Source organism: Ornithinimicrobium murale, from assembly GCF_003352835.1.
In the GTDB taxonomy this organism is placed as follows: Bacteria; Actinomycetota; Actinomycetes; order Actinomycetales; family Dermatophilaceae; genus Ornithinicoccus; species Ornithinicoccus muralis.
This window is the reverse complement of record NZ_QLVD01000023.1, coordinates 500,563-514,099: the sequence shown is the minus strand read 5'-3', so window position 1 is coordinate 514,099 and position 13,537 is coordinate 500,563. Positions and strand designations below refer to the sequence as shown.

At 68.8% G+C, this 13,537-nt stretch carries 10 protein-coding genes; 5 read left to right on the top strand and 5 right to left on the bottom strand.

What is annotated here, in order from left to right; all coding sequences use genetic code 11:
* The coding region (locus tag DPQ65_RS11650) for a transposase (protein WP_202863095.1) at positions 1–431 on the top strand (431 nt) is incomplete at its 5' end.
* On the opposite strand, the gene DPQ65_RS11645 is transcribed toward DPQ65_RS11650, so the two are convergent.
* A complete protein-coding gene (locus tag DPQ65_RS11645) occupies positions 406–1,479 on the bottom strand; it encodes a helix-turn-helix domain-containing protein (protein ID WP_162802184.1) in 1,074 nt (357 codons plus the stop codon). The two genes, DPQ65_RS11650 and DPQ65_RS11645, sit on opposite strands and share 26 nt — an antisense overlap.
* A complete protein-coding gene (locus DPQ65_RS11640; protein ID WP_162802183.1) occupies positions 1,476–2,213 on the bottom strand; it encodes a TnsA-like heteromeric transposase endonuclease subunit in 738 nt (245 codons plus the stop codon). Before DPQ65_RS11640 ends, DPQ65_RS11645 begins: the two co-directional genes overlap by 4 nt.
* A gap of 282 nt (positions 2,214–2,495) precedes the next feature.
* Between DPQ65_RS11640 and dnaK the strand changes: the two genes are divergently transcribed.
* The 4 genes from dnaK to DPQ65_RS11620 all read left to right on the top strand — a co-directional run bounded on the left by dnaK (position 2,496) and on the right by DPQ65_RS11620 (position 6,828).
* Entirely contained in the window at positions 2,496–4,424 is a 1,929-nt protein-coding gene (gene dnaK / locus DPQ65_RS11635; protein WP_114907470.1) for a molecular chaperone DnaK, read from the top strand.
* The gene (locus DPQ65_RS11630; protein ID WP_238146802.1) at positions 4,421–5,104 is read left to right on the top strand and encodes a nucleotide exchange factor GrpE; all 684 of its coding nucleotides are present in this window, start codon (positions 4,421–4,423) and stop codon (positions 5,102–5,104) included. The genes dnaK and DPQ65_RS11630 overlap by 4 nt, the downstream gene beginning before the upstream one ends.
* Before the next feature lie 208 nt (positions 5,105–5,312).
* Positions 5,313–6,317 (top strand): DnaJ C-terminal domain-containing protein, encoded by a 1,005-nt coding sequence (locus tag DPQ65_RS11625; protein WP_114907469.1) that lies wholly within the window; start codon positions 5,313–5,315, stop codon positions 6,315–6,317.
* A gap of 64 nt (positions 6,318–6,381) precedes the next feature.
* Positions 6,382–6,828: a heat shock protein transcriptional repressor HspR gene (locus DPQ65_RS11620; protein ID WP_114907468.1), complete on the top strand. Its 447-nt coding sequence runs from the start codon at positions 6,382–6,384 to the stop codon at positions 6,826–6,828.
* Between the two features lie 95 nt (positions 6,829–6,923).
* On the opposite strand, the gene DPQ65_RS11615 is transcribed toward DPQ65_RS11620, so the two are convergent.
* From DPQ65_RS11615 to DPQ65_RS11605, 3 genes are all read right to left on the bottom strand, one after another.
* On the bottom strand, positions 6,924–9,839 hold the full coding sequence (locus DPQ65_RS11615) for a cell wall-binding repeat-containing protein (protein ID WP_114907467.1): 2,916 nt from the start codon (positions 9,837–9,839) through the stop codon (positions 6,924–6,926).
* 197 nt (positions 9,840–10,036) lie between these two features.
* The gene (locus DPQ65_RS11610) at positions 10,037–12,466 is read right to left on the bottom strand and encodes a cell wall-binding repeat-containing protein (protein ID WP_162802182.1); all 2,430 of its coding nucleotides are present in this window, start codon (positions 12,464–12,466) and stop codon (positions 10,037–10,039) included.
* Positions 12,467–12,648: 182 nt separating this feature from the next.
* On the bottom strand, positions 12,649–13,446 hold the full coding sequence (locus tag DPQ65_RS11605) for an HAD-IIA family hydrolase (protein WP_114907465.1): 798 nt from the start codon (positions 13,444–13,446) through the stop codon (positions 12,649–12,651).
* Positions 13,447–13,537 lie beyond the last annotated feature (91 nt).

Genomic DNA, 13,537 nt, shown 5'->3' with positions numbered 1-13,537 from the left:
GGGTCAAGGCCATGCTGCACTCCATCTACGACCAGCCCGACGCCACCTCGGTGCACGCCCAGTTCGACCGGGTCGTCGAAGGGCTGACCGAGAAGCTACCCGCCGTCGCCGCCCACCTCGAGGACGCCCGGACCGACATCCTGGCCTTCACCGCCTTCCCCAAGGAGGTCTGGCGCCAGATCTGGTCCAACAACCCCCAGGAACGCCTCAACCGGGAGATCCGCAGGCGCACCGACGTCGTCGGCATCTTCCCCCACCGCGAGTCCATCATCCGCCTCGTCGGCGCCGTCCTGGCCGAGCAACACGACGCCTGGGCCGAGCAACGCCGCTACATCGGCATCGACGCCCTCACCAGGTGCCGACACGCACTCAACCCGACCCCCACCAACCCCGAGGAGCTCACTGCTACAGTGCCCGAACTGACGACCTGAAAACCCCTACCGAGGGATCACCGTCGTACACCACTCCACCGGACTTGACCATCGTGTCCGGCAGGGCACCCGTGGTCATCGTGATCAGCTGGTCCGGGACGCCGACGTACGGTGCCGGCACCTCGCCCTCAACGTCAGCTCCCCACTGCTGCGGGGTGACCACCTGGAACAGCACCGATGCGACGTCCTGCGCCTTGGTCGACACAGCCCTCAGGGCCAGGCCGAGGACGCACCGGGAGTACAGATCCTTCGCGATTGTCAGCTCAGTGTTGACCCACCGACCGGTCACCGGCTCCATCGCGAACACGTCCAGGCGAGTCGTGTCCAGCACGACGTACTGGCCGGGCCGGTCCGCCCGCAGGCGTCCCAGCACGCCCTGCGGCCGTTCGGCCACCGACCTGCGTTGCTTGGCCGCCCCGAACGTGTAACGCCCCTTGTCCAGCTCTCGGATCCGACGGTAGGCGACGGCTCGTGACGGGGTGGCAGCTTGCGGGTGCTCGACGAGGTACCTCTCATTCGTCTTGCGCAGCACCGACTTCATCGTCGGGTTCGACAAGTCTCGGTAACCGTGGAGAGTCTCCAGGCATGCCGAGTCCCACTCCGGGTCGACCGAGGGCCGACGAGGCTGAAGTCGACGTGAGTCCACCAAGCCCACGAGACCCTTCTCCGCGTACCGTCGCCCCCGGCGGTACGCGGTACGAAGAGAGATCCCGAGCTCCTCAGCCGCCGCGCGGTAGCGCTCATCTACCGGCCGGTCGGAGGGGAGGAGGACGAGCTCGTCGAACACCTTCTCCTGCTGGTCGACCTCGGCGCGCTGCACCGAGGTCAGCGACGCCAGAACGACCGCGTCCAGCTCCGCATCGGCGTCTTGGACGGGCCGGTCGTCGAGGGCCTGCGCGACGCCAACCAACGAGGGTGCATGAACCTTCTTGAACTGCTCGCCCGACCGCAAGATCACGATGGCGCTCTCGTGCTCGACCACGGTCCAGGCGCTTCCCTGCCACCAGAGTCGGGCACCAACCGACACATCAAGGCTCTCTGCACTCACACCGGCACCCCCGCTGAGTAAGTCAGGACCGTCTCCATGCCTAGAGGCCGTCGGAGGTCGGCCATCGCCTCGCCGCGCCACAGGCACCCCAGGACAGCCACGCGCCAGGAAGCGTCGCCGCACGTCGACGGCTTGCGGGCGATGGCCTCACTCAGGGTGACGTCCCCTGGGGCAAGAACCGCCCGTGCCCGGTCCAGGACACCGGTCGGTAGTCGCTCGGAGCGACGACCGACAGCCACGGCCTTGATGTTGCGCAGCACGACTGGATCGCCGCCGGAGAAGACCTCGTAGCCCCAGCCCTTGTCCCGACACAACCCGCGTGTCCAGTCGAACTGGGCCCGCACCGCGGGCTTGTCCAGGAACTCTGCCGGCTTCACGTCGACCAAGGTGACCGTCCGGTCGACATGGACCAGGAGGACATCGGGCACATGCGAAGGCTGAGCGCCGGTGCCGCTTCCCGTGATCTGGAACGGTTGGGTCGCGATACCCACGACAGTCGGGTCGAAGTCCGCCAACCACAGCCGGTCCAGCTCGAGCAGGCTCTCGTACACCAGCGTCCGACGGTTCGTCGCCGACCAGAACAGACCCGGGTAGTTCCCCTGCCCCCGGTAGGACGGCGGGATACGGACCGGAAGGCCCTCGACGATCAGCTCGGCGCGCGCCTCGCGCCACGTCGTCGTGACCTCGTCACCGGCGACGTTGCAGTACCGCAAGGAGACCTCGCGCACGCCCACACGCCCATCGTGACCCACTGACAGATGGATGAGACTACTGACACGCCACTGTCAGATAGATGAGACCACTGCCAACTTGGCCGAGAACCTACAGGATTCCCGTCAGGTCGGCGTGGTGAAGGGAGGGAACAAACCGACCCACGTGCAAGTTGAGCATGATGTACTCAACTTCACTGAGTCCCAGTTTGACAATGACCGGGTCGAAGGAGCAAGTTGGTGACCGAAGACTTGGCCGAGGCGGGACGCTGCGGCCAACCACACGACATACAGGAGAGTCAACGCATGGGACGTGCAGTCGGTATCGACCTGGGCACCACCAACTCGGCGGTCGCCGTCCTCGAGGGCGGGGAGCCGCACATCATCGCCAACGCCGAGGGCGGTCGCACCACCCCGTCGGTCGTCAGTTTCACCAAGAGCGGGGAGATCCTCGTCGGTGAGATCGCCAAGCGTCAGGCGGTCACCAACGTCGACCGCACCGTTCGCTCCGTCAAGCGTCACATGGGCACGGACTGGAAGAGCCCCGAGATCGACGACAAGACCTACACAGCCCAGGAGATCAGCGCCCGCATCCTGCAGAAGCTGAAGCGGGACGCCGAGGCCTACCTGGGTGAGGACGTCACCGACGCGGTCATCACCGTGCCGGCCTACTTCGACGACGCCGAGCGTCAGTCCACCAAGGAGGCGGGCGAGATCGCCGGCCTCAACGTGCTGCGGATCGTCAACGAGCCCACAGCTGCCGCTCTGGCCTACGGCCTGGACAAGGGCAAGGAGGACGAGCTCATCCTCGTCTTCGACCTCGGCGGCGGCACCTTCGACGTGTCCCTGCTCGAGGTGGGCAAGGACGCCGAGGACGGCTTCGCCACCATCCAGGTGCGGGCCACCCACGGTGACAACAAGCTCGGTGGTGACGACTGGGATGAGCGCGTCGTCAACCACCTGCTCACCACCGTGAAGAACACCACGGGCGTCGACCTGGCCAACGACAAGATCGCCATGCAGCGGCTGCGTGATGCCGCAGAGCAGGCCAAGAAGGAGCTCTCCAGCTCCACCAACGCCAGCATCAACCTGCAGTTCCTGTCGATGAGTGAGAACGGCCCGATCCACCTGGACGAGTCGCTCACCCGCGCGCAGTTCGAGCAGATGACCTCTGACCTGCTGGACCGCACCAAGGCGCCGTTCGAGCAGGTCATCAAGGACGCGGGCATCTCGGTGAGCGAGATCGACCACGTCGTCCTGGTCGGTGGTTCCACCCGTATGCCGGCGGTCACCGAGCTCGTCAAGCAGCTCACCGGCGGCAAGGAGCCCAACAAGGGCGTCAACCCCGACGAGGTCGTCGCCGTCGGCGCCTCCCTGCAGGCCGGTGTCCTCAAGGGTGAGCGCAAGGACGTCCTGCTGATCGACGTCACCCCGCTGAGCCTGGGCATCGAGACCCAGGGCGGCATCATGACCCGCCTGATCGAGCGCAACACCGCGATCCCGACCAAGCGCAGCGAGGTCTTCACCACGGCCAGCGACAACCAGCCGTCGGTGGGCATCCAGGTCTACCAGGGTGAGCGCGAGATCGCCCAGCACAACAAGTTGCTCGGCAACTTCGAGCTGACCGGCATCGCTCCGGCTCCCCGTGGCGTCCCGCAGGTCGAGGTCACCTTCGACATCGACGCCAACGGCATCGTGCACGTCTCCGCCAAGGACCGGGGCACGGGCAAGGAGCAGTCCATGACGATCTCCGGTGGCTCGGCGCTGCCGAAGGAGGAGATCGAGCGCATGGTCAAGGACGCCGAGGCGCACGCAGAGGAGGACAAGAAGCGGCGTGAGGAGACCGAGACCCGCAACACCGCGGAGCAGCTGGTCTACTCCACCGAGAAGTTCCTGACCGACTCCGGCGACAAGGTCCCCGAGGACCTGCGCGGCACCGTCGACACGGCGCTGAACGACCTCAAGGAGGCGCTGAAGCCGGAGTCCGAGGCGAGCGCCGACGACATCAAGGCCAAGATGGAGACCCTCTCCACCGAGAGCCAGAAGATGGGTTCGGCGATCTACGCCGCGCAGCAGGCCGAGGGCGGCGACGGTGCTCCGGGCGCCGGCTTCCCCGGTGGCGAGGGCTTCCCCGGCGGTGACGGCTTCCCAGGTGCCGAGGGCACCGACGGGCAGAGCGCCGCGGGCGAGGACGTCGTGGACGCCGAGGTTGTCGACGACGAGGAGTCCAAGTGACCGAGACCACCGGAACCGGGGGGCCGCAGGACCACGAGTCCGAGGGCCCCACCGGTCCGGTGATCCGGGACAAGCGTCGCCTTGACCCCGAGACCGGCGAGGTCCGGCAGCCTGCTGCTCAGGCACCTGCGGCCGAGACGTCGGAGGCCGACGTCGTGGACGCAGAGGTGTTGGCCGAGGGCGACGACGCCTTCGCCGGTGAGGTCGGGGACTCACTCCCCGGCGCGACCGAGGACGAGGTGCACCCCGACACCCAGTTGGCGGCCGATCGACTCGAGGACCTGCGCCGTCTCCAGGCGGAGTATGTCAACTACAAGCGACGGGTCGACCGCGACCGGGACCGGGACCGTGAGGCCGGTGCCATCGCGGTGGTCGAGGCACTGCTGCCGGTGCTCGACGACCTGCACATGGCCCGGGAGCACGGTGAGCTCGCCGAGGGCCCGCTGGTCGCGATCGCCGACAAGCTCGAGGCGACCCTGGGCCGCTTCGGTGTCGAGCGACTGGGTGCGGTCGGAGAGGTCTTTGACCCTGCCTTCCACGAGGCGCTGATGCACCTGCCGGAGGCCGACCTGCCCGAGGGCGCAACCGAGACGACGATCGTCCAGGTCATGCAGCCGGGCTTCAAGGTGGGTGACCGGGTGGTGCGCGCCGCGCGCGTCGCGGTGGCAGACCCGGCATGATCAAGGTCGGGGCGGCGTGTGAGCGTCGCCCCGACCGGCCCACCCGGCCGGTGAACGGCACGGAGGGGCAGAGATACTTCAGCAGACCGGATCGACGGGGCGGGCGAGACCGCCTCGGACATCCGGGGATGAGCGTGCGAGACCCGTACGAATGCGGGTACGGGCGTACGAGATGCGGTACGAAATGCGGGACAGGAGGTGAGGGCGGATGGCGAGCCAGGACTGGTTCGAGAAGGACTTCTACGCGATCCTCGGCGTGGACGCCGACGCGGACGACAAGTTGATCAAGAGCACCTACCGAAAGCTGGCCCGCGAGTGGCACCCGGACTCCAAGCCGGGGGACGCCGCCGCGGAGAAGAAGTTCAAGGAGATCGGCGAGGCCTATGCGGTCCTGTCCGACCCGGAGCAGCGCCAGCAGTATGACGCCGTCCGTGCGATGTCCCGTGGCGGGGCACGGTTCACAGCGGGTGGCCCCGGCGGGGCCGGGGGAGCCGGCTTCGAGGATGTCTTTGCCCAGATGTTCGGCGGGGGTGGCGGCGGTGGCGCGCGCTTCAGCACCAGCGGTGGCGGGGCCCAGGGGATCAACCTGGAGGACCTGCTCGGTGGGTTCGGAGGCGGGCAGTATGCCGGAGGGTCACCTTTCCAGGCCACCCGCGGCCCGCGTCCTGGTCGGGATGTCGAGGCGCGCACCACGATCGACTTCATGCAGGCTGCGAGCGGGGACACCGTCACCCTGCAGACCCCGGAGGGTGGTCGGGTCACCACCCGGATCCCGGCCGGCGTCAAGGACGGTCAGAAGATCCGGCTGCGCGGCAAGGGCCTGCCCGGTGATCCGGGCGCGCGGAACGGCGACCTCATGCTGGTCGTCACCGTGCGGCCGCACCCCGTCTTCGGCCGCGACGGCAACAACCTGACGCTCGACCTGCCGGTGACCTTCGCCGAAGCCGCACTCGGTGCGACCGTGGCGGTCCCGACCCTGGACGGGGGCACGGTGAAGGTCAGGGTCGCTCCCGGCACACCGTCGGGTCGGGTCCTCCGCGTCAAGGGTCGCGGCATCCAGGCCAAGAGCGGCACCGGCGACCTGCTGGCGAAGGTCAGCATCGTCGTCCCGCAGCGGCTCTCCGACGCGGCTCGCGAGGCCGTCGAGGCCCTGGCCGCCGAGGAGGACGGCACCGACCCGCGCGCCGAGCTGCTCGAGCGCGCCCGCGAGTAACGACTGCGGCGGGGCAGGCACAGGACCCCGCCGGCCCACGGCATACTGCGAAGGAGGAGGACCCATGGCGCGGAAGAACGTTCCGGACGAGGACACGCCGGTCTATGTCATCTCCATCGCGGCCCAGTTGGCCGGCATGCACGCCCAGACACTGCGGCAGTACGACCGGCTCGGGCTGGTGACACCGCAGCGCACCCGCGGTGGTGGGCGGCGCTATTCTGCCCGCGACGTGACGCGGCTGCGTGAGGTCCAGCGCCTGTCCCAGGACGAGGGAATCAGCCTCGCCGGCATCCAGCGGATCATCGAGCTCGAGCACCAGGTCGAGGCGCTGCGCACGCGCACCGCTGAGCTGCTCGAGGAGAACCGTGTGCTGCGTGAGGCGCTCGAGGTCCGCAGCCGCGTCTTTGCCGCGGGTCCGCGGGGTGAGGCGGTCGTCATGCGCCCGGGGACGCGGCCTCGGCAGGAGTCGCCCAGCACCGCCGTCGCGGTGTGGCGGCCTCTGCCGTTTTGAGTTGCCCCCAGTCAGCGATCCGCCGGGACGGGCTGGCGCTCCGTCCCGGCGGCCCGGTGGTGTGAGCCCGCGGGCTCAGCGTTGAGGCTGCAGCATCAGCCGACCCAATCGGGGTAGCGCTCGTTGAGCTGCTCCTCGACCTCCGCCGAGATGGCTTCGGTGCCACCGACGATGACGACTCGCTCCGGTGAGAGCCGGTCCAGCTCCGCCCAGATCACCTGGGGGATCGCGTTGTCCTTGGACAGCAGCACCGGGACATCCTGCGAGCCGGCCAGTGCGGAGCTGGCCAGGGCGTCGGGGAAGTCCCAGCCGCTGGCGAGGTAGACCACCGGGACGTCCGGACTGTAGTTGCCCGCGGACACCTCGGCAGCGGTGCCCCAGCGGTGCTCACCGGCGATGCGCTCGGTCGCACCGAGCTCCTCCATCACCGCGTCGCTGACCGCCTTCGGGCCACCGATCACCATGACCGAGGGGTTGCCCAGCGACTCCAGTGCGTCCATGGTCGCCTGGGGCACCTGGTCGGTCTTGGTGAGCAGGACCGGGGCGTCATCGGCGCCAGCCAGGGCCGAGCCGGTCAGCGCGTCCGGGTAGGCCCCGTCCACACCGGAGGCCACGTAGACCACGGACGGGTCCTCGAACAGCTCGGCCAGTGCGGCTGCGGTCTCATAGCGGTTCGCACCCTGGATGCGCTGGACGTTGCCGTCATCGCCCATCCGCTCGACGACCTCGGCCTCGACCGTCTCGTCAATGATGCTCGTGCCACCGAGGATCAGGGCGTTGTCCGGGTCGAGCGCGTCCAGCGCGGCGTGTGTCGCGTTGGTCAGGTTGTCCTGCTGGGCGAGCAGCACCGGTGCCGGGTTGCCGTCCGGGGTCTCCATTGTCCCCAGGACCTCGATCTTGCCCTGCGCAGCAGCGGGCGCACCGGACATGGCGTCCGGGTAGCCCTGGCCCGAGGCGATGTAGACCGTCTCCACGCCCTCCGGGAAGTTCGCGCTGAGCTCCTGGGCGGTCAGGTAGCGGCTGTCACCAGCTACGCGCTCGACCTTCGGCTCCTCGGGCGGGGGCTCCTCGCCGGGAGGCGCCTGCTCGCCGCGGGCGATGACGGTGACGTGGACGTCCGGCTGGCCCTCGCCCGTCCAGGAGAGGGTGCCGTTCTGCCACTCATCCGCCGGGGCGTCCACGTTGCGCACGTCGATGGTGACCTCAGCGGACTCACCCGCCGGGATCGTCACCGTCTCCGGCGTGACCATGACCTCGAGGCTCTCCGGGCCCTCGAAGGTCGCAGTGTAGGTGACCTCGGCGTCGGTCACGTTGGTGACCGTCCGGGTGGTCGTGGTGGGCGCCTCGGCGCCCAGGGCGCCGATCTGCAACGACCCGGTGTTGTAGTTGTAACCGGTCGTGACGTCGGCCTCGAAGGCGTCCCAGTCCTCCATGTCGGCATCGAACACCAGGCCCGGGTTGAGGAACTGCCGCGGGTTGACGAAGCCGGTGCCACCGACGAACGGGTCGTTGGACTCAGCGTTGGTGTAGTCCAGCGCGCTGGTCTGCATCGCAGACTTGATCGCCATCGGCGACCAGTCCGGGTGCGCCTGCTTGAGGAGCAACGCCAGGCCAGCGATGTGCGGGGAGGCCATGGAGGTGCCGCTCATCTCACCCCAGCCGTCGACGACGGGAGCGAGCACGTTGACGCCGGGGGCTCCGATGTCGGGCTTGAGCAGGTTCTGCTCGTCGTCCGCCACGTCGACCGGGCCGCGTGAGGAGAACCCGGCGATGGTCGGTGAGTCATCCTCCTTGTGCGTGGCGGCAGCCACCGTGGCGACCCACGGAGCGTTGTTGCCGACCGGCACGTTGGGCGGGTTGCCCTCCGGGCCGGAGTTGCCGGCGGAGTTGGCGTTGAAGATGCCCACGGCCGCGGCGCTCTTGAACGCCTCGTCGACCGGGTCGTTGTTGTAGCCCTGGTCCTCGCCGCCGATGGAGTAGTTCAGCACGTCGACGCCGTCCTCCACGGCCTTCTCGACGGCCGCGGCAGAGTCGTCGTTCATGCAGCCGCTGTAGGACTCGCCCTGATACTCCATGTCCCAGCAGACCTTGTAGACCGCGATGTGCGCTGCCGGCGCCATGCCAGAGATGTCGTAGTCGTTGGTGCCGTCCGACAGGGTCAACGGGTAGCCGGCCACGGTGCCCGCGACATGGGTGCCGTGGTTGTTCTGGTCCGTCGGGCTGACGTGCTCGCCCGGTGCCGGGGTGGCGCCCTGGCTGGTCCAGCCGTCCATGAAGTAGTTTGCTCCGATCACCTTGTCGGTGCAGGCGCTGTCGGGCCAGGAGCCGTCCTCACCGTTGTCGCAGTCACCGTTCCAGTCCTCTGGCGGAGCGGCGACGGTGCCCTCGGTGAAGGACTCGTTGTCATAGTCCAGACCGGTGTCGATGACGCCGATCACGAGGTTCTCGCCTGCGGTGTCGGCACCACCGAGCTGCTCCCACACGCCGCCCTCGCCGCGCAGCCCCAGGAAGTCGGGGCTGACGTCGGTCATCGGAGAGGCCGAGCCGTCCGGGAAGGTCGGGTCGGAGTGCACCTGCTGCATCTGCACCAGGGAGATCGACCTGACGTCGCCATGGGTGGCGAGGGTGGCCGCCTCCTCGGCGGTCAACTGCACGGAGAAGCCGTTCAGGACGGTGTCGTAGCGGTGCGTCGGCTCGGCAGCCACCTCGGCCAGGACAGCATCCTGGGCGCGAGCCAACGTCGCGGCGTGGGAGGTGGCGGCACTCGTGGTGACGTCCAGCTTCTCGCCGGCGGCCGGCGCTGTGTTGGGGTTGGTGGCCAGCGGTGCATCGTGGAGGAGGACGATGTAGCGGCCGTCCTCGTAGTCAGCTGCGCTGACGGACGTCCCGGCGGTGTCCGCCGGGAGGGTCGTGGCCGTGGCGGCCGGCGAGGTGAGCATGCTGCCCACCAGTCCCAGACCGGCCACGACGGCGAGGGTGCGTCTGGGCACCCCGCCTGCTCGATGAGTCATCGGTTGTCCCCTTGCACTTGTCCGGGCACCCCCCACGGGCACCCGCAAAACAACGTAAGGGCATCTCCTGAATCCGTCAACCAGAGTCGTGGACACGGGTTGCCGCACACACAGAACCGCCGGGCCGGAGCAGATGCTCCGACCCGGCGGCTCTAGGTCAGCTGTGAGTCCGAGGACTCAGGATCTCAACGAGATCCTCACTGCCAGCTGGCGGGGTTGTTCAGCCACTCCTCGACGCTGGAGTCGACGGCCTCGGGGCCACCGACGATGACGACCTTCTCCGGGGAAAGGGTCTTCAGCGCCTCCTTGATGACGGCCGGGATCTTGTCGTCGGACGCGTCGTGCGTGCCCTTGACAACGATCACCGGGACATCCTGCGAGCCGGCCAGCGACGAGGACGCCAGGGCGTCCGGGTAGTCGTTGGCGCTGGCGACGTAGACGGTCGGGACGTCGGCGGCGTACTCGGCCGAGATCGCGGCAGCGGTCTCGAACTTGTTCGCGCCACCCAGGCGACCGGTCGCGCCGAGCTCGGCGGCGGTCTCGTCGTCGATGGTCTCGGTGCCACCGATCACGATGATCTCGGAGGGGTCGAGCTCCTCCAGGGCCGCGGCGGTGACCGCGGGGACGGCGTCGGGCTTGGTCAGCAGGACGGGAGCGTCCTCGGACCCGGCCAGCGCCGAGCTGGTGAGCGCGTCGGAGAAGGCGTTGTCGTTGCCGGCGGCAACGTAGACCTTGTCGGCGCCCTCGAACATCTTGGCCAGGTTGGCGGCGGTCTCGTAACGGTCCTCACCAGCAACGCGGTTGACGTTGTAGTCAGCTGCGAGCTCTGCCTCGACGTCGGCGTTGATGATGCTCTCGCCGCCGAGGAGGATCACGTTGTCCGGGGCGAGCTCGTCGAGCGCAGCCTGGGTCGAGTTCGTCAGGCTGTCCACCTTCGACAGCAGCACCGGGGCGGGGTTGCCGTCGGGGGTGTTCATCACACCGGCGATGTCGATCTTGCCCTGCGCAGCAGCCGGGGAACCGGTCACGGCGTCGGGGTAGTTCTGGCCGGAGGCGATGTAGACCGTCTCGACGTCGGCGTAGAGGTCGGAGACCAGGTCAGCGGTCTCGTAACGGTGCGCACCACCGACGCGCTCGACCTCGGGGGCCTCAGCGGGCGGGGTGACGGACTCGAACAGCGCGACCAGGTCGAGGGTGCCCTCACCGAAGGTCGGGTTGTTGCCCTCCGGGCCACCACAGCTCGGGTCGGCCTGGTCGATCGCGGCCGCGTCCAGGGCCTCGATCGTCGCGGCCTGGTCGCCCTGCAGGTGCGGGAACTCGCTCCACAGCAGCGCGACGGCACCGGAGATGTGCGGCGCCGCCATGGACGTGCCGTTCCAGGCCTCGTAGCCACCACCGGGGACGGAGGAGACGACGTTGGTGCCCGGGGCGGCGATGTCGACGCCCGGCTCACCGTCCTCGCCCGGACCGCGGCTGGAGGACGGCGCGATGGTGCCGTCCTCGGTGTGGTTGGCGACGACGTAGTGCGCGCCGTTGTTCCACGCGGGGGAGGAGATGTTGTCGCACTTCGGGCCCGGCTGGGGGCCCTCAGAGCCGGAGTTGCCGGAGGAGAAGACACCGAAGATGCCTGCGGCGTCCCAGGCGTCCAGAGCGGCCTCCAGGGTCGGGTCCGGGACCTGCTGGCCGGTGAAGCCCCAGGAGTTGTTGACGATGTCCGGGCGCATGGCCGGGTCACCCTCGCCGCCGCCGACCGGGGTCGGGGCGACAAACCACTCGAAGGTCTCGAAGACCTGGGCGTCGTTGACGCAGCAGCCGGCCGCGACGATGAACTTGGCGCCGGGGGCGACACCAATCTCGTTGTCGCCGTCCGCGCCGACCATGGTGCCGGTCACGTGGGTGCCGTGGGGCACGCCGATGGACTCGCCGTGGTCGACCGGCGTCGGGCTCTGACCCGTGCTGTCGAACCAGTTGTAGTCGTGGCTGCCGCCGGTGCCGCGGTAGGCGGCGTTCAGGGCCGGGTGGGAGACGTCGGCGCCGGTGTCGAACGTGCCGACGACGATGCCCTCACCGGTGTCCTCGTACTGCTCCCAGATCTGGGGGGCCTTGATGAAGTCCAGGCCCCAGGTGGTCGCCTGCGGCTGGGCGGCGTTGACAGCCGTCTCGGCCGGGGCGGACTCGATGATCTCCGGCGTGCGCGTCGGCACGACCGAGCTCAGCGTCGAGTCCGAGGTCACCTGGCTGACGAGGTCGAGCGAGGCGCCCTCCACGCGGATGGAGTTGTTGATCCAGAAGGTCTGGTAGTCCACTCCGGCCGCGTCCAGCTCGGCGCGAAGGTCGGCCTGCGAGGCGTCGGCGTGGGCGCGCAGCGCGTCGTAGACGAACTCGCCCCGCTCCTCCCAGGACATGTCGTAGGCGGCGGACAGGTCGGCCTGGTCGGCCAGGTTCAGCCAGACGTCGGCTTCGCCGTTCTCCTCGAGCTGGGCAGTGACTTCACTGCTGACCAGCGGCTCATTGGCGTCGTCAGCTTCCGGCGCGGCGCTCGCGGTGACGACCGGCATGAAGCCAACCGCCACCATCCCGAGTCCCGCGACGGCCGCTACGGCCCCGCGTGTCGTCTTCTTGTTCACGATTCCCCATTCGGATTGAGCTGGTCCCGAACGCCCGAGGACGTGCTAGCACCAGCGGATCTGCAAGGCACCCCCCACGGGCACCCGGACCAAACTTAGGGAACGTGAGCAATCTGGTCAAACCCTGGCCCTGACGTCGAGGCTTTAGCCACGCGGTGCGTTACCTGATGTTCACCTTGTGTTTACCTGCGCGCAAACTCACGGATGAGTGGGACGACGTCGGCGATGGAGTCGCAGACCCGGGTCGGCCGGAACGGGAAGCGGTCCACCTGCTCGGGGCTGGTGGATCCGGTGAGGACCAGGACGGTGCGCAGACCGGCCTCCAGGCCACTGACGATGTCGGTGTCCATCCGGTCGCCGATCATCACGGTGTGCTCGGAGTGGGCGTCGATGCGGTTGAGAGCGCTGCGCATCATCAGGGGGTTGGGCTTGCCGACGAAATAGGGCTCCACGCCGGTCGCCCGGGTGATCAGCGCCGCGACCGATCCGGTCGCCGGCAGCGGTCCGTGGGCCGAGGGGCCGGTAGGGTCGGGGTTGGTCGCGATGAAGCGGGCGCCGTCCTCGACGAGTCGGATGGCCCGGGTGATGGCCTCGAAGGAGTAGGTGCGGGTCTCTCCGAGCACCACATAGTCCGGGGACCGGTCGGTCATCACGTAGCCGACGTCGTGCAGGGCGTTGGTCAGGCCGGCCTCGCCGATGACGTAGGCCGAGCCGGCCTCACGCTGGTCGGCCAGGAACTGGGCGGTCGCCAGGGCGGAGGTCCAGATCGCCTCCTCGGGCACCTCGATGCCCCCGGTCGCCAGCCGCGCGCGCAGGTCGCGGGGTGTGTAGATCGAGTTGTTCGTCAGGAGCTGGAAGCGCACCCCCGTCTCCAGCAGCTCGGTGATGAACTCGGCACCTCCGGGAAGCGCGCGCTCCTCATGGACGAGCACGCCGTCCATGTCAGTGAGCCAGCAGTCGACGGGCAGGGACTCGGTCATGGGCCCATCATCCCAGCCACGGCAGCTGTGGGGCCACACCTGGGCAGGTATCCGTCGCCTGTGCCACGGCCTTGGCTGGTGCCCTGACGCC

Bases quoted from the DNA above. Each gene is read 5' to 3' on its own strand.
- DPQ65_RS11620 (WP_114907468.1), top strand. From the start codon at position 6,382: ATGGCGCGGAAGAACGTTCCGGACGAGGACACGCCGGTCTATGTCATC.
- DPQ65_RS11615 (WP_114907467.1), bottom strand. From the start codon at position 9,839: ATGACTCATCGAGCAGGCGGGGTGCCCAGACGCACCCTCGCCGTCGTG.
- DPQ65_RS11625 (WP_114907469.1), top strand. From the start codon at position 5,313: ATGGCGAGCCAGGACTGGTTCGAGAAGGACTTCTACGCGATCCTCGGC.
- dnaK (WP_114907470.1), top strand. From the start codon at position 2,496: ATGGGACGTGCAGTCGGTATCGACCTGGGCACCACCAACTCGGCGGTC.
- DPQ65_RS11605 (WP_114907465.1), bottom strand. From the start codon at position 13,446: ATGACCGAGTCCCTGCCCGTCGACTGCTGGCTCACTGACATGGACGGC.